Origin of the sequence: Gluconacetobacter dulcium, assembly GCF_014174165.1 — a bacterium.
GTDB classification, from domain to species: Bacteria; Pseudomonadota; Alphaproteobacteria; order Acetobacterales; family Acetobacteraceae; genus Gluconacetobacter; species Gluconacetobacter dulcium.
On the sequence record NZ_JABEQN010000016.1, the window covers coordinates 1 to 18,231 of the forward strand.

The 18,231-nt window shown below is 66.1% G+C and carries 15 protein-coding genes; 2 read left to right on the forward strand and 13 right to left on the reverse strand.

Annotation, left to right across the window (positions count from 1 at the left end; translation table 11 throughout):
- Positions 1 to 215: 215 nt before the first annotated feature.
- The 11 genes from HLH25_RS13025 to hrcA form a co-directional block, all read right to left on the reverse strand.
- On the reverse strand, positions 216 to 1,589 hold the full coding sequence (locus HLH25_RS13025; RefSeq protein ID WP_182974480.1) for an ATP-binding protein: 1,374 nt from the start codon (positions 1,587 to 1,589) through the stop codon (positions 216 to 218).
- A gap of 544 nt (positions 1,590 to 2,133) precedes the next feature.
- Positions 2,134 to 2,928 (reverse strand): response regulator, encoded by a 795-nt coding sequence (locus HLH25_RS13030; protein WP_246402247.1) that lies wholly within the window; start codon positions 2,926 to 2,928, stop codon positions 2,134 to 2,136.
- 168 nt (positions 2,929 to 3,096) lie between these two features.
- Positions 3,097 to 4,365 (reverse strand): hypothetical protein, encoded by a 1,269-nt coding sequence (locus HLH25_RS13035; protein ID WP_182974481.1) that lies wholly within the window; start codon positions 4,363 to 4,365, stop codon positions 3,097 to 3,099.
- 4 nt (positions 4,366 to 4,369) lie between these two features.
- Positions 4,370 to 4,804, reverse strand: coding sequence for an ExbD/TolR family protein (locus tag HLH25_RS13040; protein ID WP_182974482.1), 435 nt, complete (start codon positions 4,802 to 4,804; stop codon positions 4,370 to 4,372).
- Positions 4,805 to 4,949: 145 nt separating this feature from the next.
- On the reverse strand, positions 4,950 to 5,375 hold the full coding sequence (locus HLH25_RS13045; protein WP_182974483.1) for an ExbD/TolR family protein: 426 nt from the start codon (positions 5,373 to 5,375) through the stop codon (positions 4,950 to 4,952).
- Between the two features lie 2 nt (positions 5,376 to 5,377).
- On the reverse strand, positions 5,378 to 6,436 hold the full coding sequence (locus tag HLH25_RS13050; protein ID WP_182974484.1) for a MotA/TolQ/ExbB proton channel family protein: 1,059 nt from the start codon (positions 6,434 to 6,436) through the stop codon (positions 5,378 to 5,380).
- Positions 6,437 to 6,528: 92 nt separating this feature from the next.
- The gene (locus HLH25_RS13055; RefSeq protein ID WP_114725403.1) at positions 6,529 to 7,188 is read right to left on the reverse strand and encodes an energy transducer TonB; all 660 of its coding nucleotides are present in this window, start codon (positions 7,186 to 7,188) and stop codon (positions 6,529 to 6,531) included.
- Between the two features lie 595 nt (positions 7,189 to 7,783).
- Positions 7,784 to 8,915 (reverse strand): peptide chain release factor 2 gene (gene prfB / locus HLH25_RS13060; RefSeq protein ID WP_114725401.1). Its coding sequence is split into 2 segments (ribosomal slippage): positions 7,784 to 8,845 and positions 8,847 to 8,915, totalling 1,131 coding nucleotides; the frame shifts between segments, so codons are not numbered across the junction.
- Positions 8,916 to 8,985: 70 nt separating this feature from the next.
- A complete protein-coding gene (locus HLH25_RS13065) occupies positions 8,986 to 11,736 on the reverse strand; it encodes a penicillin-binding protein 1A (protein WP_182974485.1) in 2,751 nt (916 codons plus the stop codon).
- A gap of 126 nt (positions 11,737 to 11,862) precedes the next feature.
- Positions 11,863 to 12,750 (reverse strand): aldo/keto reductase, encoded by an 888-nt coding sequence (locus HLH25_RS13070; RefSeq protein ID WP_182974486.1) that lies wholly within the window; start codon positions 12,748 to 12,750, stop codon positions 11,863 to 11,865.
- 169 nt (positions 12,751 to 12,919) lie between these two features.
- Positions 12,920 to 13,987, reverse strand: a complete 1,068-nt coding sequence (hrcA, locus tag HLH25_RS13075; RefSeq protein ID WP_114725395.1) for a heat-inducible transcriptional repressor HrcA — start codon at positions 13,985 to 13,987, stop codon at positions 12,920 to 12,922.
- A 185-nt stretch (positions 13,988 to 14,172) separates the two neighbouring features.
- Here hrcA and rph point away from each other — a divergent pair, with 185 nt between their 5' ends.
- Both rph and rdgB read left to right on the forward strand, forming a co-directional pair.
- Positions 14,173 to 14,922 (forward strand): ribonuclease PH, encoded by a 750-nt coding sequence (gene rph, locus HLH25_RS13080; RefSeq protein ID WP_182974487.1) that lies wholly within the window; start codon positions 14,173 to 14,175, stop codon positions 14,920 to 14,922.
- Positions 14,919 to 15,533 (forward strand): RdgB/HAM1 family non-canonical purine NTP pyrophosphatase, encoded by a 615-nt coding sequence (rdgB, locus tag HLH25_RS13085; RefSeq protein ID WP_182974488.1) that lies wholly within the window; start codon positions 14,919 to 14,921, stop codon positions 15,531 to 15,533. Before rph ends, rdgB begins: the two co-directional genes overlap by 4 nt.
- Positions 15,534 to 16,345: 812 nt before the next feature.
- Here rdgB and HLH25_RS13090 read toward each other — a convergent pair.
- Both HLH25_RS13090 and HLH25_RS13095 read right to left on the reverse strand, forming a co-directional pair.
- Positions 16,346 to 16,546 carry a hypothetical protein gene (locus HLH25_RS13090; protein WP_220791810.1) on the reverse strand — a complete coding sequence of 67 codons (201 nt, stop codon included), beginning with the start codon at positions 16,544 to 16,546 and terminating at the stop codon, positions 16,346 to 16,348.
- A gap of 200 nt (positions 16,547 to 16,746) precedes the next feature.
- Positions 16,747 to 18,165, reverse strand: coding sequence for an NAD(P)H-dependent flavin oxidoreductase (locus tag HLH25_RS13095; RefSeq protein WP_182974490.1), 1,419 nt, complete (start codon positions 18,163 to 18,165; stop codon positions 16,747 to 16,749).
- Positions 18,166 to 18,231: the final 66 nt, after the last annotated feature.

The following is an 18,231-nucleotide window of genomic DNA, read 5'->3' on the forward strand; positions in this document are numbered from 1 at the left end:
CATGCTCGCCATCACCGCCGTCATGAGGAAGCTCATCGTCCTCGCAAACGCACTCGTGCGACACAATCGCTCATGGGCGCCAAAAACAGCTTGATCAAGACGGATACTCTGCCCTGAAACCCGCCAAAGGCTGAGCCTTTGGAAACGCATTTATTATCAATACATTGGCGTGTAAGGGTCGAGGTCGGACATGGGCATCGGCGCGAAACGATGCGTCAATGTGGCCGCTGAGGCTTGCCCGTGCCCTGCGCCCGCGAACGGGGCAGCAGAATTTCTGCCCGCAAGCCGCCTTCGGGCCGATTCGCCAAGGTGAACTGGCCCCCCTCGCGCTGCACTTCCCGGTTGACGATCGCCAGCCCCAGCCCCAGCCCGCCCGTGGAGCGCGACCGCGATCCCTCTACCCGATAGAACGGGGCCAGCACCCGGGTCAGTTCGGCTTCAGGCAGTCCCGGCCCGTCGTCATCGACCCGTATCCGCAGGCCATCCGGTGCCACCGAAAGGTTGACACGGGCTCCACCACCGTAATTGACGGCATTGTCGATCAGATTGCCGAAGACGCGCTTCATCGCCAGCGGCCGGACTTTCGCCAGGCAATGCTCCATGCCTTCATACACCACGTCCCGCCCCTGGTCGGCCGCGTCATCGACCAACGTCTGCAGGATCGAGACCAGATCCACCGACCGGACGGCCTCGGGATCATTTTCCCCGGAGAGATACGCCAGCACGCCGCCGACCATCGCCTCCATCTCGGCAACATCGCTTTCGATCGCGCTCTGCGCTTCCGGATCGGTCAGAAAGCCGGCCCGCAGGCGCAGGCGCGCCAGCGGCGTGCGCAGATCGTGCGATACCGCCGCCAGCGCCTCGGTCCTGTCCTCGATCAACCGGCGGATACGATCCTGCATGGCATTGATCGCCCGGGCCAGATGCCGGACTTCCCGTGGCCCCTTTTCCTCGACCGGCACCCACCGGCCCGACCCCACACCGTCCGCCAGATCGGCCAGGGCCCGCAGCGGCATGCTGAGCGTATGCACCAGCATCGCCGCCGCCAGCAGCACCGCCCCGGCCAGAATGGCGGCCGAGGCGACACCGCGCGTCATATGGTGCGGCTGAAGAATATCGGGCGCCACGAAACCCAGCCGGCTGCCATCGGGCAACCGCACGATGCCCCGTACATCGGACGTACCGATCTGGGTCGGCGACAGGTTCAGGACCGACCCACGCAACGGTTCGCGGTTCCCCACCAGCTTGTCGTGCAAATCGCGCAGCGCCGACGGCTCGGGCCGCATCGGCCGGCCCGCCACGGGCGGCCGCCAATCGAGCGTAAGGTCGCCGGTGGACAGCATGGCCGCCAGGATGGGTCGCTGGGCCAGCGGCGTGGCCGCCAGCACCCGCGTATCCACCGCCAGCCGTTCGCCGATCGCATCGAGTTGGGCATCATCGACCGTGTAGGTCTCGGCCTCCTCGTAGAACGCCGAACTGCCGAGAAACACCAGCGCCACCGCCGCCAGCAGCACGAACGTGACCCGCCCGACCAACCCGCGCGGCCACAGCGTGATCCGCCGCGGCCCCGGCGAAACCCCGACAGTCAACGCCCGACCAGAAATTCAGACTGACACACAGAAACCGCGCGTCGGATCGCCACCAACTCATATGACCGGGAATGGGTATGTGGAAACGCGGGCTGCCGCGCGAGAGCGGCCCGCAGGGTCGCGTCCGTCGTGTGTTTCCGAGCACCGGAGCGGAACGGCCTCAATGGCCGTGAGCACCGGAGCGCAGGAAACGCGCGTCGGATCGCCACCAACTCATATGACCGGGAATGGGTGCGCGGAAACGTGGGCTCGCGCGCGAGAGCGGCCCGCAGGGCCGCGCCCGTCGTGTGTTTCCGAGCACCGGAGCGGAGCGGCCTCAATGGCCGTAAGCACCGGAGCGCAGGAAACGCGCGTCGGATCGCCATCAACTCATATGACCGGGAATGGGTGCGCGGAAACGTGGGCTGGTGAGCGAGAGCGGCCCGCAGGGCCGCGCCCGTCGTGTGTTTCCGAGCACCGGAGCGGAGCGGCCTCAATGGCCGTGAGCACCGGAGCGCAGGAAACGCGCGTCGGATCGCCACCAGCGCGCGTTTCCGCGCACCCATCAGAGGCGCTCGACCGGGGCGGTAAAGATATACCCCAGCCCGCGGACGGTGCGGATCAGGGATTCGGAATCGTTGCCCAGCTTGCGGCGCAGACGGCTGACCAGCACATCGACACTCCGATCGGACACATCGCCCAGGCGGGTGCGCGACAGTTCGAGCAGGCGGTCCCGCCCGATCACCCGTTGCGGATTGTCCAGGAAGCTGGCGAGCAGATCATGCTCGGCGCCGGAAATATCCACCACCGCCCCCGAAGGATCGGTCAGTTCGCGCCGGCGCAGATCCAATGTCCATCCGGCGAATTTCAGCGTTTCGCGGCGCGGCGTGCTGGGCTGCACCCCGGTCACGCCGCCGCTGCCACGGCGCAGCACCGCACGGACCCGCGCCAGCAATTCCTTCTGGCTGAAGGGCTTGGCCACGTAATCGTCGGCCCCGAGTTCCAGGCCGAGCACACGATCCAGTTCCTCGCCCCGGGCCGAGACCATGATGACGGGCGTATGGCGGTCCGGATGGACCACCTCGGCACCCGGCGCACCGCCCCGCCGCAGCGAACGGCAGAGATCCAGCCCGTTGGTTCCCGGCAGCATGACATCCAGAACGATCAGGTCGGCCGACGATGCCGTCAGCGCGGCCCACATTTCGCGCCCGTCCTGCACGCCGCGTACGCGATAGCCATCAGCCTGCAAGGCCCTTACCAGCAGGGTACGCATACCGGGGTCGTCCTCGACGACCAGAATGCGGGCAGGCAGGTCGGAATCTGGGGCGGTCTGGGACATCGTCACGATGCGAATCGTCATTCCTGAAAGCACCGGCCGCCGGATCGGGCCGGAATGTCAGTGAAGATACCGTAAAATCGGGATCGGCGAAAAGGACCCCCTCAAACAGCAAGGGCCGGGTGGATGGTTCCACCCGGCCCCGCCGGCATTCCGGGTCACGCGGCCGGACCGATCAGGCCCGGCGACCACTCAGTGATGAGCGGCCGGCGCGGCGGCGTGGGCCGCAGATGCAGGGGTCAGCTTGAGTATCCAGAGCTGGGCGATATCCCGGGCGCCATTTTCGCCGGCGACGGTCTTGAGTGTCGCGATGGCGTCAGCGGTACGCCCGGCCGCAGCCTGCGCCAGACCGTAATGCAGCTTGCCGATATTGGGGTCCAGCGGCCCCTTCGCCAGCCCTTTCTGCATCACGGCCAGACCTTTGTCTGCCTGACCGAAGGTCACGTAATTATAGCCCACGGTCAGCAGCGCATTGCCGGTCGGCGCGCTCGCGGCAGCGGCTTCGTCCGCCGCGATCGTGGCCTTCTTGTCGGCCACCGCCTTCACGACCATGGCCTTGAGCTTGGCTTCGCGCGCGGCCCCGGCATCCTTGCCCAGAACGCCGCTGGCATAACCCGCGTTCATCAGGTCCAGCGCCAGTTGCGGCAGACCGGCCTGCATGGCCAGTTCGGTCATGTCCATGAAGTCGGACGGCGCCGTCAGCACACCCGCCGCCAGCCGGATGCGATAGACATCAAGCTGCAGGCCGGGCGCGACCTTGGGGTTGGTGATCAGCCCATGCAGGATCAGCGCCCAATATTCCGGCTTGGGATAATAGGACACCAGCATCACATAGGTGTGGTTCAGCCCCGACTGGTCCTTGAGCTGCGTCTGGCAGGCCGCCAGAAGCTGCAACTGGGATTCGACGGGAACCTTGCCGGCCTTGATCGTGGCATCGATCTGCGCCTGCTGAACGCGCGCGGCGTTCTTGTAGTCCTGTTGCAGATAATAGGACTGGATCAGCAGCGTCTCCATCGCCGGGTTGCTGCCGGCGGCCTTCAGATACTGCTCGGTCCCTGCGACGGCCCGGGGATAATCCTTGGCGGTGTAGGCCATCGTGGCCTCCGCCATCATCATCTGCAGCTTGGCGTCCTTGGGAGTACGGCTGGACGCGATCAGCTTGTCATAGGCGGCCGTGGCCGCCGCCACGTTACCCGACTGCGCCGCGACGGCGGCACGCATCTGGGTGACCGTATATTCTTCGTAATCGGATTTGCCGGGCACGGCCTCGGCCGCATCGACGGCGGCCATCGCCTTGGCATAATTATGCGCGGCCAGGGCGGACTGGGCCTCCTGCAAGGGCTTGCCGACCTTGGCGCTCAGAGTGTCGGCCGCCCAGGCGGACCCGACCGACGAGACGGAAAACGGAACGGCGGCGATCACGCCGGCAAGCAGGCCGGCGCGGAACAGACGTAATGACATCAGCTCATTGTCCTTCCATGAACTGATCCTGACCTACGATACCCAGCTTGGTAATGCCAAGCCTCTGGGCGTCAGCAAGGACATGCGCCACCGTCTTGTAATCGGCCAGACGGTTCGGATGAATATGCATTTCGGGCTGGTCGGGCTGCGCCGCGGCCTCCTGGAGATGCGCCAGCAGCGACCCCTCGTCACCGATGGGCTCGCCATTCCACGAAAGGCTGTTGTCGAAATCGATCGCGAGCGTCACGACCTTCGGAATTTCGGTCGAAGGCGGCGGATCACCCTGGGGCAGATCCAGCGCGACCGAATGGGTCTGCAACGGAATAGTAATGATCAGCATGATCAGCAGCACCAACATGACGTCGATCAACGGCGTCGTGTTGATATCGACCATACCTTCGTCTTCGTGGGTGCTTTCGGAGCCGACACTCATGCCCATGGCGGTGTACTCTCTAAAAAAACGTGGGCCACTGGACCGTTCGAACCGCCACCTGAAACCGGTGCGGACGGACAAACGCGGCGCCCTGATGTGAGATTCCCGGAAGTCGGGGGCCGGCGCGGGCCGACCCCCTGTTCCCCGTCGTTCAGTCCGAGTGGGGCTGCTCGGTGATGAAGTCCACGTGGTAGATCCCGGCTTCCTGGCAGGTGGCGATCACCCGCCCGACCGATTCGTAGCGCGCCTTGGCATCGCCACGGATCTGGATCTGGGGCTGCGGCTTGATCACCGCCACCTTTTCCAGCCGGTCCAGAAGGTCGGCCCGACTTTTGATCGCGACCTCGTTCCAGTAGATCTGCCCGTTCTCCGTCACCGCCAGCACCACATTGCCGGGCTTGGTCTGAGTGGGCTGGTTGGCGTCCTTCGGAAGGTTCACCTTGATCGTGTGTGTTGCGACTGGGATGGTGATCAGAAAGATGATCAGCAGCACCAGCATGACGTCGACAAGTGGAGTGGTGTTGATGGCGGACACCACCTCGTCTTCATCGCCGCCGCCTCCGACTTGCATCGCCATGTTCAGGCAACCCGGTTGGAGGTCGTGGTGGTGGTCGGCGAGCTATCGGGATGAACCACGATCTCCGGCGCGACACCATGACGGAAGCCACCCAGCAGGATCGACTGCAGGTCGGCGGCGAAGTTGCGGACCTTGTCCATGGCGCCCTTGTTGCGACGGACCAGCAGGTTGTAGCCCAGCACGGCCGGAACGGCGGTGCCCAGACCGATGGCGGTCATGATCAGCGATTCACCGACGGGGCCGGCAACCTTGTCGATCGACGCCTGGCCGGCGATGCCGATGGCGGTCAGGGCGTGATAGATACCCCAGACGGTGCCGAACAGACCGACGAACGGCGAGGTCGAACCCACGGTGCCGAGGAAGGCCAGGCCACCCTGCATCCGCGCCTGGATGGTATCGACGGCGCGCTGGATCGACATCGAGGTCCAGGTGTGCAGGTCGATGGATTCCTGCATCGTGCCTTCATGATGCTCGGCCGCGACGATGCCGGTATCGGCAATGTAGCGGAACGGCGAGGACGGCTTCAGCGCGGCGGCGCCTTCCTGGATCGAAGACTTGGTCCAGAAGGTCGACGCGGCTTCCTTGGCGGCCGAGAACATACGCATCTGTTCGAAGAACTTCGTGATCATGATGTACCATGTGCCCAGCGACATGACGACCATGATCAGCAGAACGCCACGGGCGATGATGTCACCGTTGCGCCACAGCGCATCCAGGCCATACGGGTTGCCGGCGGGCTTGGCCGGGGCGGCATCCTCGGCCGGCGGCGTCACCGCGGGGGCCGGAGCGGAGGCATCGGCGGCCGGAGCGGCCGGGGCAGCGCCGTCGGCCGGCGGGGTGGCCGGAGCCGAGCCGTCGGTCGGGGCGGCGGCGGGTGCCGAAGCGGCAGGTGCCGATGCGTCGGGCGCCGGAGCGGCCGGAGCCGCTGCGTCAGGGGCGGGAGCCGCGGCCGGAGCGGTGGACTGTGCGTCCTGAGCCACCGCGATCACGGGCGACGAGACGCTCAGAATGGCAGCCAGGGCCGATGCGGCAACAACAGGAACACGGTGCAGTCTGGTCATGTACTCCAAATCCTCTGTGGTAGATGGCCCGTTTGCCGGAACCCCGGGGCCGGCGGGCTCACACCCGTCCGGCTCCGGTCGTTAGGTAACCCTCAGTCGTTGCTGAGCCTGAAGGTAATCGTGTACGGATGGCGGAACTCCTTGATGGGCACGCCATTCTTGACCGCCGGCTGATACCGGGCACGGCGGACGTAATCCAACGCGGCCTGGGAGAACGACTGCCCACCCTGCACGCTCGTCACCGCGCAGTTGCTGGTCGACCCGTCCTGCTCCACGTCGCACACCACGGTCACGCGGCCCTCCCGATTTTCCTCGAGCATTTCCTCGGGATATTCGAGCTTGACGTTGTTCACCGGACGCGCACCCGCCAGATGATCCGGAACCGGCGGCCCGACAGGCGCGTTCTGCACTGTCGGCGGCGCAGGCGGCGACGGCGGCATCGGCTTCGGCGGTGGCGTATGCGTCACCTGCTTGATCACCTGCTGCGGCGGCGGCTGGATCTGGATCTTCGGCGGCGGAATGTACGGCGGCGGCGGCTGCGTCATCACCGGCGGCGGAGGCGGCGGTGGTGGCGGCGGCGGCGGCTTCTTCTCCGTAATAATCTTGGTCTGGATGGGCGGGTGCAGTTCCTGGACGATTTTCGCCCCGAGACCGTTCATCAACGCCCAGATCAGAACCACGTGCAGGAGAACAACGACAGTTATGCCGATGATATGCTTCGTCGGACTGCGTTGTTGTTCCGCGTAGTTCATGTCGAAACCTCCTTAACCCTCTCGTCCACGCCGGTTTCGGCACTCAAAACCACAACAAATCAGGACCACTTCGCAGCGTCCGGCCTTCTCTCCGGGCAAACCCCGGCCACACCGTGGCATGGCCACGGCATGTGCGAAAGCACGCACAAACGATAATCGGGATCGTGCATCCCCTGCGTTCCGACCTGACCGGACAGACATCGAAATGCCGCCAAGCCATCGAATTGGGCTATTGCGCCCATCCGATGTCAAGCAAGATATTTATCGAATTTGAAACGAGTAATTTGTCATCACTGGCCCAAAAAATGGCCATATTAACAACCTGTCATAAATGGCGAAAAACTGGCGATTTTTGAGAGTGTGCCCATTTTTCTGCCATTTTTCGCGCCGGGTCCGCTTTTGTTTCGAATCCGACACATTGGCGTTCCAGCCCACGTCGCCCCGTTCGCCGCGCTGACAGAACCTGAACGCACGAGGGCCGGATCAGGTTCGAATCCATCGTACGGGCCGCAAATCCCGTCATAAAAATCTCACAAAAAAAGGCGGCCGAAGCCGCCCTCTCTTGCGCGCATACCCCGCGATCACCCTGCGGCGATCACTGGGCGGAAGCACTGGCCTCGGACCGGGTCGCCCCCACACGGGCGGCCAGGGCCGCCGCCATGAAATCATCCAGGTCCCCGTCCAGCACCGCGCCGGGGTTGCCGCGCTCGACATTCGTCCGCAGGTCCTTCACCAACTGGTAGGGCGCCAGCACGTAGGAGCGGATCTGGTGCCCCCAGCCGATATCGGTCTTCGCCGCCTCGGTCTGGGCCGCGGCGGCCTCGCGCCGTTGCAGTTCCTGCTCGTACATGCGGGCCTTCAGCATCGTCATCGCCGTGGCGCGGTTGCGATGCTGCGACCGGTCGGTCTGGCAGGCCACCACGATGCCGGTGGGAATATGGGTGATTCGAATCGCGGACTCGGTCTTGTTGACGTGCTGCCCGCCGGCACCCGAAGCCCGGAACGTATCGACCTTCAGATCGGCTTCGTTGATCTCGATCTCGATCGAATCATCGACCACCGGATAAACCCAGACCGAGGCAAACGACGTTTGCCGCCGCGCCGCCGCGTCGAAGGGCGAAATCCGCACCAGGCGATGCACCCCGGCCTCGGTCTTCAACCAGCCATAGGCATTGGGGCCGGTCACCTGGATCGTCGCCGATTTCAGCCCGGCCTGCTCGCCCTCCGAGCTTTCCATCAGCGTGACCTTGTAGCCATGCTGCTCGGCCCAGCGCGTGTACATGCGCAGCAGCATCTCGGCCCAGTCCTGAGCCTCGGTGCCGCCGGCGCCGGCATTGACTTCCATGTAGCAGTCGTTGCTGTCGGCCTCGCCGGACAGCAGGCTCTCGGTCTCGCGGCGCTTGGCCTCGTCGGCCAGTTCGCGCAGCATCCGCGTGGCGTCCTTCAGGACGGCCTCATCGCCTTCCATCTCGGCCAGTTCGACCAGATCCAGCGTATCGCGGACATCGCCTTCCAGCCGCTGCACCCCCTCGACCTGCCCGGCCAGCAGGGTGCGCTCGCGCATCAACTTCTGGGCGGCATCCGGATCGTTCCACAGATCCGGGTCCTCCGCCCGGTTGTTCAGTTCGGCCAGGCGGCCGATTGCGACATCCCAGTCAAAGATGCCTCCTCAGCAGTGCCACCGACTGCTTGAGCTGGTCGTTGAGAGCCTCGGTCTCGGCGGACATGGAACAGGAACTCCATCGGTCAGAAAGGGCGGCCGATTGGCGGCCGGCCCGACAGGAAAAGCAAGCGGCGTCAATACAGGCCACCCATGCCGATGTCACCCCCGCCCGCCGGCGCGGCAGGAGCGGCGGCCGAAGGCGCGGGCTGGCCCGGCACACCGGCGGGGCCGGCGGCGGGCGCGGCAGAGGGCGATGCCGCCATGTCGCTCTCGGAATCCGGCATCGTCTCGGCGCCGGTATCCTCGGCGGTCAACGCGCCGGTCGCATTGGCGTTCAGGTCGGCGCTGATGCCCGGCACCTGGTCGGGCTTGAAGGCATCCACCGCCATGCCCATGCCGGTATCGTAGCGCGCCAGCGTCAACCCCTGGGGCACGGGGAAATCCAGCCTCGGCCGGTCGGCCAGCACCGCCTTCATCACCCGGTTCCAGATCGGGCCGGCGATCGTGCCGCCGGTCTCGTTCTTGCCCAGCGTCTGCGGCGTGTCGAACCCGACCCAGACGATCGTCACGATATCGGGCGAAAAGCCGGCGAACCACGCATCGTTGAAATTCTGGCTGGTGCCGGTCTTGCCGGCGATGGGCCGGTCGATGCCCTGCCCGGCCCGATTGCCGGTGCCGCGCAGGATCACGTCACGCATCATCGCCACGATCTGGTACGCGCTGTCCGGCGAAGCGACCTGCGGCCGCGTATCCACCAGCACCGGCCCATCGGCCGGCACGCCCGCCACCGCCGGGGAGGCGACGGCCGCCGGTGCCGCCACCGATGCCCCATTCCCCGCGACGGCCGGTTGCGGCGTGACGCCAGGCACCGGGGCGGCGGTGCCGGCGGGGGGCACCGCCGCCTGCAAGGCCAGGCCCGGCGGCTGCCACAGCACATGGCCGTCGCGGTCCTGCACATTGTCGATCAGGGTCGGCGTCACCAGCCGCCCGCCCGCCGCGATGGTGGCATAGGCCCCGGCCTCGCGCAGCACGGTCGTCTCCACCGCGCCCAGCGCGGCCGGCAGAACATGCGGCATGGACTCGACCAGTTGCAGCGAAGTGGCCATGTTCGCCACCGATTTCATGCCGATATGGGCCGCCAGACGGATCGTCACCAGATTGCGCGATTCCCGCAGCGCGTCATGCAGGGTGGTCGGACCCCAGAAATCCTTCTCGTAATTGTTCGGATGCCAGGTGCCATAAGACACCGGGGAATCGTCGAATTTCTGCGACGGAGAAATCCCCTGCTCCATCGCCGTCAGATAGACGAACGGCTTGAAGGACGATCCGGGCTGGCGCAGCGCCTGGGTCGCGCGATTGAACTGCGACTGGCCGAACGACCAGCCGCCGACCATCGCCAGCACCCGGCCCGTCCGCACGTCCATCGTCACCAGCGCGCCCTCGACCTTGGGCACCTGCCGCAGCGCGACCCCGCCGCCATCGGCCTGGGGCTCGACCATCAGCACATCGCCCGCGCGGGGGGCGCGCCAGCGGCGCATCCAGGCCATGTCGCGCGCCAGCAGCCGCCCGCTACGCGGTTCGGCATGCGCCGCCGGCCCTTCCAGCCAGCCGATCTCCCCCGTGGCCGGCGAGAGCAGGACCCCCAGCCGCCAGGAATCCAGCATGCCGGGCGGCCGCGCCGTATGTGCCAGCGCAGGCACCCACTGGCCGGCATCCGCGCCGGACGCGATCTCGTCCAGATGCGCCACCGGCCCCCGCCAGCCGCCATGGTCGTGGTCGTAGCTCATCAACCCGTCGCGCACCGCGGCGGTCGCGACCTGCTGGATATGCGGGTCCATGCTGGTATGCACCAGAAGGCCGCCCTGCATGGTGGTGTCCTGCCCGTAACGCTCGATCAACTGGCGGCGCACTTCCTCGCCGAACCATTCCGAGCCGGGGGCCGGGCCGGGCCGGGTGAAGGCCTGCGGCACCAGCGGCTCGGCCTGCGCCAGACGCGCCTGCTCCTCGGTGATGGCACCGATCTCGACCATCTGCTGCAACACGAGGTTGCGCCGGGCCAGCGCCGCGTCCGGGAAACGGTAGGGGTTGTAGTTGGAAGGCGATTTCGGCAACGCCCCCAGGAACGCGGCCTGCGCGTCGTCCAACTGGTCCAGCGGCTTGTTGAAATAGGTCTGCGCCGCCGCGCCGACGCCATAGGCGCCCGCGCCCAGATAGATCTCGTTCAGGTAGATTTCGAGGATCTTGTCCTTGGACAGGGTCTGCTCGATACGGATCGCCAGCAGGGCTTCCTTGGCCTTGCGCTCCAGCGACAAAGTCTGTTTCGAGCCCAGCAGCATGATGCGCGCCACCTGCTGCGTGATCGTCGAGGCACCAATCGGCCGGTGCCCCTTGTTCATCGTCAGGTCGGTCAGCCCCGCGCGGAGGATCGCGAACGGATTGACGCCGCCATGGGTATAGAATTTCTGGTCTTCGGTCGCGATGACGGCGTTCTTCACCCGGGCCGGAATGGCCGAATAGGGCACGAAGATACGCCGTTCCGCCGCCAGTTCCGCCATCACCCGGTCATCGCCGGAATAAAGCCGGCTCATCACCGGCGGCTGGTAGGTGCGCAGCCCGTCAACCGTCGGCAGGTCGGCCACCAGTTGCTCGTATTTGGTCCAGGCGACCATCCCGCCGGCCAGCGAGCCCAGCAGCAGCACCGCCGCCCCCCCGCCGAGCAGCCTGCGCACCAGCCGGAAGCGCGGCCGGCGCGGGCCGCCACCCGGCCCCGTCAGGCCGAAACCGCGTCGCGACGGGCGGGGAGCCCCACCGTCTGCGGCATCACCGCCAATGCGCGAAGTCACAAGCAGCCGGCCGTCACGGCCTGATCCGTTACGAAAAATCATCCAGGGTCCAGTGGGCGAAGGGCAAGGAAACGAGATCCGTCACGACGGGCACCGGCGGGAACGGGGCTGGGCAAGGACGCCTCTCCTAGCATTCCCGGACCCCGGCGTCGCCCCCCGCAAGGTGCGTCAACCACCCGCCTGACGCTGCCATTCCGCGCGCCCCTCCTGCTCCAGACGGGTGAAAACGGCATCATCCAGCACCAGTCCGGCGGCGGCGACATTCTCCTCGACATGCTCGGGGCTGCCGGTACCGGGAATCGGCAGCATCACCGGGGCGCGGCGCAGCAGCCATGCCAGCGCCACCTGCCCCGGCGTGGCCCCCAGATCGCGCGCCACCCGGTCCAGCACGCCGCCCTCGCGGGCCAGCGACCCCGCCGCCAGCGGCGCCCAGGGGATGAAGCCGATCCCGTGCCCCGCGCAATAATCCAGCACGTCCTCCGAGGCACGATTGACCAGGTTATAGCGGTTCTGCACCGTCGCGACCGGAAAGAAGCGCCGGGCCCGCTCGATCATCTCCACGGGCACTTCCGAGAGGCCGACATGGCGGATCAGCCCTTCCGCGCGCATCGCGGCGATCACCTCGAACTGCGTCTCCGGCGTGCAATCCGGCCCCACGCGATGCAACTGCCACAAATCGATGCAGTCCACCCCAAGGCGCCGCATGCTCATCAGCACGCACTGGCGCAGATAGTCCGGGTTCCCCACCGGCCGCCAGATATCCGGCCCATGGCGCGTATGCCCGCCCTTGGTCGCGATATGCAGCCCGGCATAGGGATGCAGGGCGGCGCGGATCAGATCCTCGCTGACATAAGGCCCATAGGCGTCGGCGGTGTCGATCAGCGTCACGCCGCAGGCCGCCGCGCGGCGCAGCGTGTCCAGCGCGCGGTCACGGTCGGGCGGATCGCCCCAGATTCCGCGCCCGGTAATCCGCATGGCGCCAAACCCCAGGCGCGCGACGGGCAGATCGCCGCCAATCAGGAATGTGCCGGCCTGGCCTGCATCGGGACGGGGCATGGAAGCGCTCCTCAAACATGCGCGCCAGGGCGGAAACAAAGGCCAGACCCCGGCAGTTAAAGCAGGAAAATGGCGGCACCAAGGCAGTCCGGTTTTTCACGACGACCGTTTATGGAGCCGCCAAATCCCGACCCGGACACACCACCAGCGCGTGTGTCCGGGCCGAGATTCAGCCGAGCATTCTGCCTATGACGCGGGCAGTATAATCCACCACCGGGATGATGCGCCCATAATTGAGGCGCGTGGGGCCGATCACCCCGATCGCCCCCACGATCCGGTTGCTGTCGGTCCGTGCCGGGGCCACCACCACCGAGGTGCCGGAAAGCCCGAACAGCCCACTCTCGGCCCCGATGAAGATCCGTACGCCATCCGATTCCTGCGCCAGTTCCAGCAGGCGCAGCATCGTCTCCTGCGCCTCCAGCCGCTCGAACAGCATCTGGATGGTGGAAAGGCGCTCGATCTCCGTCACGTCGGCCAGCAGGCGCGCCTGCCCGCGGATGAACAGCGTGCCGCCGCGATCCACGTCGCTCCAGGTCGCCAGCCCGCTGGCCACGATCTCGGCGGTCAGATGATGCAGTTCGCTGCGATTGGCGCTCATGTCGGCGCTGACATGCGTGCGCAGATCCTCCAGCGAGCGCCCGGCCAACTGGGCGTTGAGATAATTCCCCGCCTCGACCAGCGCCGAGGGCGGCAGTCCGATCGGGGTCTCGATCACCCGGTTTTCCACCTGCCCGTCCGCGCCGACCAGGATCACCAGCGCCCGCCGGGGGCCGAGGGCGACGAACTCGATATGCTTCACCGCCCCGTCGCCCTTGGGCGCCAGCACCAGCCCTGCGGCCGAGGACAGGCCGGACAGCATCGACGATGCCTCGGCCAGCGTGTCCTGCAACGAGCGGCCGCGCATTTCCAGCGAGTTGGTGATGGTCTCGCGCTCGTCCTCGCTCAGGCTGCCGAATTGCAGCAACCCGTCCACGAACAGCCGCACCCCCTTTTCCGTCGGCAGGCGGCCGGCCGAGGCATGGGGCGAAAACAGCAGCCCGGCCTCGGTCAGGTCCGCCATCACGTTGCGGATGGTCGCCGGCGACAGCGGCAGCGGCAGGCGCCGCGACAGCGTGCGCGACCCGACGGGCTCTCCGGTTTCCACATATTGTTCGACGATCTCGCGCAGGATCGCCGCCGAACGGGCATCCAGCCCCGGTGGCAGGGCCGGACGGGAAGACAGGGTGCCGGGATTCATCCTGCTTGAAGCCTCCACGTTCGAGGCCGGCGGAAGCCGGCGGAATTGACCCTTATAAATCTGGAAGCTCCGGCCGGCTATGACAAGCGTCGGGCTGGCCATTCTCCCCCGGCTCGGGCTATGCCCGCGTTTTCGGCGGCCCGCCCCGGAATGCCCTGCCTGTCGATGCGGAGTATCGTTTGCCCATGCCCCCCCGCCCCTCGGGCCGCGCCGCCGACGCGCTGCGCCCCGTCTCCATCGAAACCGGCTTCGCCCGCCACGCCGAAGGTTCGGCCCTGATCCGCATGGGCGGGACCGAGGTGCTGTGCGCCGCCAGCGTCGAACCCCGCGTGCCGCCCTTCCTGCGCGGCCAGGGCAAGGGCTGGGTCACCGCCGAATACGGCATGCTGCCCCGCGCCACCCACACGCGCGGCCCGCGCGAGGCCGCGAAGGGCAAGCAGTCGGGCCGCACGCAGGAAATCCAGCGCCTGATCGGCCGCTCGCTGCGCGCCGTGACCGACCTGACCGCCCTGGGCGAAATCTCGATCACCGTCGATTGCGACGTGCTGAACGCCGATGGCGGCACCCGCTGCGCCTCCATCACCGGCGCCTGGGTCGCCCTGCGGCTGGCGCTGGAGAAGCTGGTGCGCAACCGCGTGCTGGCCCGCGTGCCGCTGACGGCACAGGTCGCGGCCATCTCCTGCGGCCTGACCGGGGCCGGCGCGGTGCTCGACCTTGATTACGACGAAGACAGCACGGCAGCCGCCGACGCCAATTTCGTCCTCACCGAGGCCGGCGGCATCGTCGAGATCCAGGGCACGGCCGAACAGGCCCCGTTCTCGCAGGCGCAGTTCGAGGCCCTGATGCGGCTGGCACAGGGCGGCACCGCGCATCTGTTCGCCGCCCAGCTTGCTGCGGTCGACAAAGCACTGGCCGCACGGGGCGACGCGTCGTGAGCGGGGCGAGCCCCCCCCGCCTGGCCTCCGGCACACGACTGGTCCTGGCCAGCCACAACCAGGGCAAGCTGGCGGAATTCGATGCCCTGCTGAACGGCTACGGCATCACCGTCGTCTCCGCCGGCCAGCTCGGCCTGCCCGAACCCGAGGAAACCGCCGACAGCTTCACCGGCAACGCGGCGCTGAAGGCCGTGGCGGCGGCCAGGGCCAGCGGCCTGCCGGCGCTGGCCGACGATTCCGGCCTCTGCGTCGCCGCCCTCGGCGGCGCGCCAGGGATCTATTCCGCCCGCTGGGCCGGCCCCGACAAGGATTTCCCCGGCGCCATGGCCCGCATCCACGAAGCCATCGGCAATGACGAGGACCGGTCCGCCTGGTTCATCTCCGTCCTCTGCCTCGCCTGGCCCGACGGCACCCTCCGCACGTTCGAAGGCCGGATCGACGGACAGATCGCCTGGCCGCCCCGTGGCGCCCAGGGCCATGGCTACGACCCGATCTTTACACCGGAAGGCGAGACCCGGACCTTCGCCGAGATGCCCGAGGCCGAGAAGAACGCCATCAGCCATCGCGCCCGCGCCTTCGCCGCCTTTCGCGCCGCCTGCCTGCCCTCATAGAATAGCTAGAAAAATCACCACTTAGTTGACGGTAATCTCTTGGCAGGGTAGCTGAATGCCTCTCATAGTAAGTCGTAATGGGACGCTGCCTTTTGTCGCGGGAGTTGGCCAGAGCAAAGGAGCGTTATCAGGCAAACGCACTCGAAGCCTATCGTTCTGCCGCACGAAATCTCATACCTCATATTCACGTTGATTTTCACGTCACGGGATGGACAGGCCGCGGGGTGGACGCGTATCGTCATTCGTGGAAGCGCCGGTCAAAGTGGGACTGGGAAGAGATCTTCCGTCGCCATAGAGAACCTGATTGCTTGGAAATGGCGGTCTGGTCAGAGCATTCGGACTTGTGCGCATTAGGGTTAGGTTTGACTTCCGGAAGAGCCGTTGAACTCCGTTTTTTAGAGGGGAATGGCCAAGACGGTTGTCCTCTCGTTGGACGCCGAGCCCTAATTGCGTTGGAAACAGTGTCTTGTTACGCGCAACTCATGGGGAAGCGTGAGGTTTGGGTTAATCCCATAAATGAACAAACCACACGCCTTTACGTTGATGAATTTGGGTTTGAGCGTGTCGTCGAGAAAGGGCGGACGCCGTTTTTTCGTCGCTATGTATGAGTAAGGTTGTTACGAAAGGAGGATGAATATGGCTGATGTCACGAAAAGGCTCGCCGCCTCTTTCCGGAGCGGTGTACGCCTTATCTCTAAGCCGGTGCCCCCGCCTGAGCCGGTATATTGTGAGCCACGTGCGGCTACGGGGCTATTTGCCAGCTTAAGCCATGATAAAAAAGAGGCCGTTCTTTCTTATCGTGGGCCACAGGATCATGGCGATATGGCTTTTAGCCGGAAATAAATAGCGCAAAACAGCAGCTTGATGAGCTGCTGCTTTGGCCTGTTCCGTCGCAGGTGGCAGGCCAAACCTAGAGCTTTTTCACCGAAAACCAGTTCGGTGGAAATGCGGACACCGTCTGCCAGTACGGCTTCGCGCAGGTCAAAATCGACCGCTTCACCTATTGTCAACACTACAGCCACGATCCGATACTAGGACGCGCTCGACGCGGCCAGCTATCCAGCGTTCGGGACAGCACAAATCCGGACCGCCTTCCGGATCCGGCCACGATAGGCGGGATGGCGGTGACCGCCACGCACTGACGGTGACAGACCTCCCCAACGCGAACGGGCCTCGATGAGGCCCGTTCCAACCGTTCCGATAGTCTGCCGGATCAGCGCCCGGTCATGATGCGGTCGACCAGTTGACCGACCGTCGGCACGAACCCGTTGGCGTAGAACGGGTCGGTGGCGAAGCGCCACGCGTTCGTGCCGCCGAACATCAGGTTGTTGTCCATCACCCCGTCGTCGCCTTCCGGCCCCGCATGGGCAATGGCCTGAAGCGTCTTCTGGATGCAGAACGAACGCGGATCGGCCCTGTGGCCGTTGGAATACTCCGGTCCCCGCTGGCTCCAGTTCGAGAAGCGGCATTCCGACAGACAGCCCATGCACGCCACCTGATCGGCCAGGATCTCCCGCGCCTTCTCCGGCGTGACGAAGATCAGGGTGGAATCCGGCGTGCGCATGGCCTCGGTGTAGCCTTCCAGCTCCCACAGCCGGACATGCTCGCGATCGGCCTCGGTCATGAAAACCTGCCGGCCACGGGCACCCACGCCATAGGCGGCGGTATGCTCGCCCACCGGCTCGGTCGAATAGGCAACCTGCCGTTCCGACCGCCCCTGAAGCTCCCGCAGGAAGGGATTGTTCACCGCCGAGGAATAGAATCCCGTGGGCGAGAACCGGTTCAGGAACACGTCCCCCTTCTTCAGGGTCAGCAGCCGGCGCTTCCACGCATCGGGGATCGGGCTCTCCTGCGTCAGCAGCGGCCGGGTGCCGAACTGGAAGGCGATCGGCCCGAGTTCGGGATTGTCGATCCAGTCTTCCCATTCCTCCAGGCACCACACCCCACCGGCCATGACGATCGGCGTCTCATGCAGGCCGAAACCGCGCATCGCCTGACGCAACGCCAGCACGCGCGGGAACGGGTCTTCCGGATTGAGCGGATTTTCGCTGTTCGACAGGCCATTATGCCCGCCGGCCCGCCACGGGTCTTCGTACACCACCCCGCCCAGCCCATCGGGGTTCTTGTGGAATGAACGCTTCCACAAGGCACTGAACGCCCGCGCGGACGACACGATGGGATAATAATGGATGCCGAACCGCGCCGCGATGTCCGACAGGCGATAGGGCATGCCCGCGCCGCAGGTCAGGCCATGGATCAGCCCCGGCGCGCCTTCCAGCACGCCCATGATAACGTCTTCGGCGCCGCCCATCTCCCACAGGATGTTGGCATGCACGCGCCCGCGCCCACCCGACAGATCATGCGCGATCCGCGCCTGCGCAATACCGCCGGCAATGGCGTAGGCAATCAGTTCCTGCTGCCGTTCGCGCCGGCTGCGGCCGTGATAGACCTGCGGAACATAGCGTCCCTCAGCGTCATAGGAATCGGCATTGACGATCGAGACCGTGCCGGCGCCGCCCGCCGCCGCCCAATGACCGGACGATATGCCGGTCGAAACCGACACGCCCTTCCCACCTTCGATCAGCGGCAGGACATCCACCCCGCCCATGCGGATCGCATTGATCGCCTTCATCACTACCCTATCGTCCTCGCACGGTCCCGATGGACCGGCGTCTCGTCCATACGTGCCCCGCGCCTC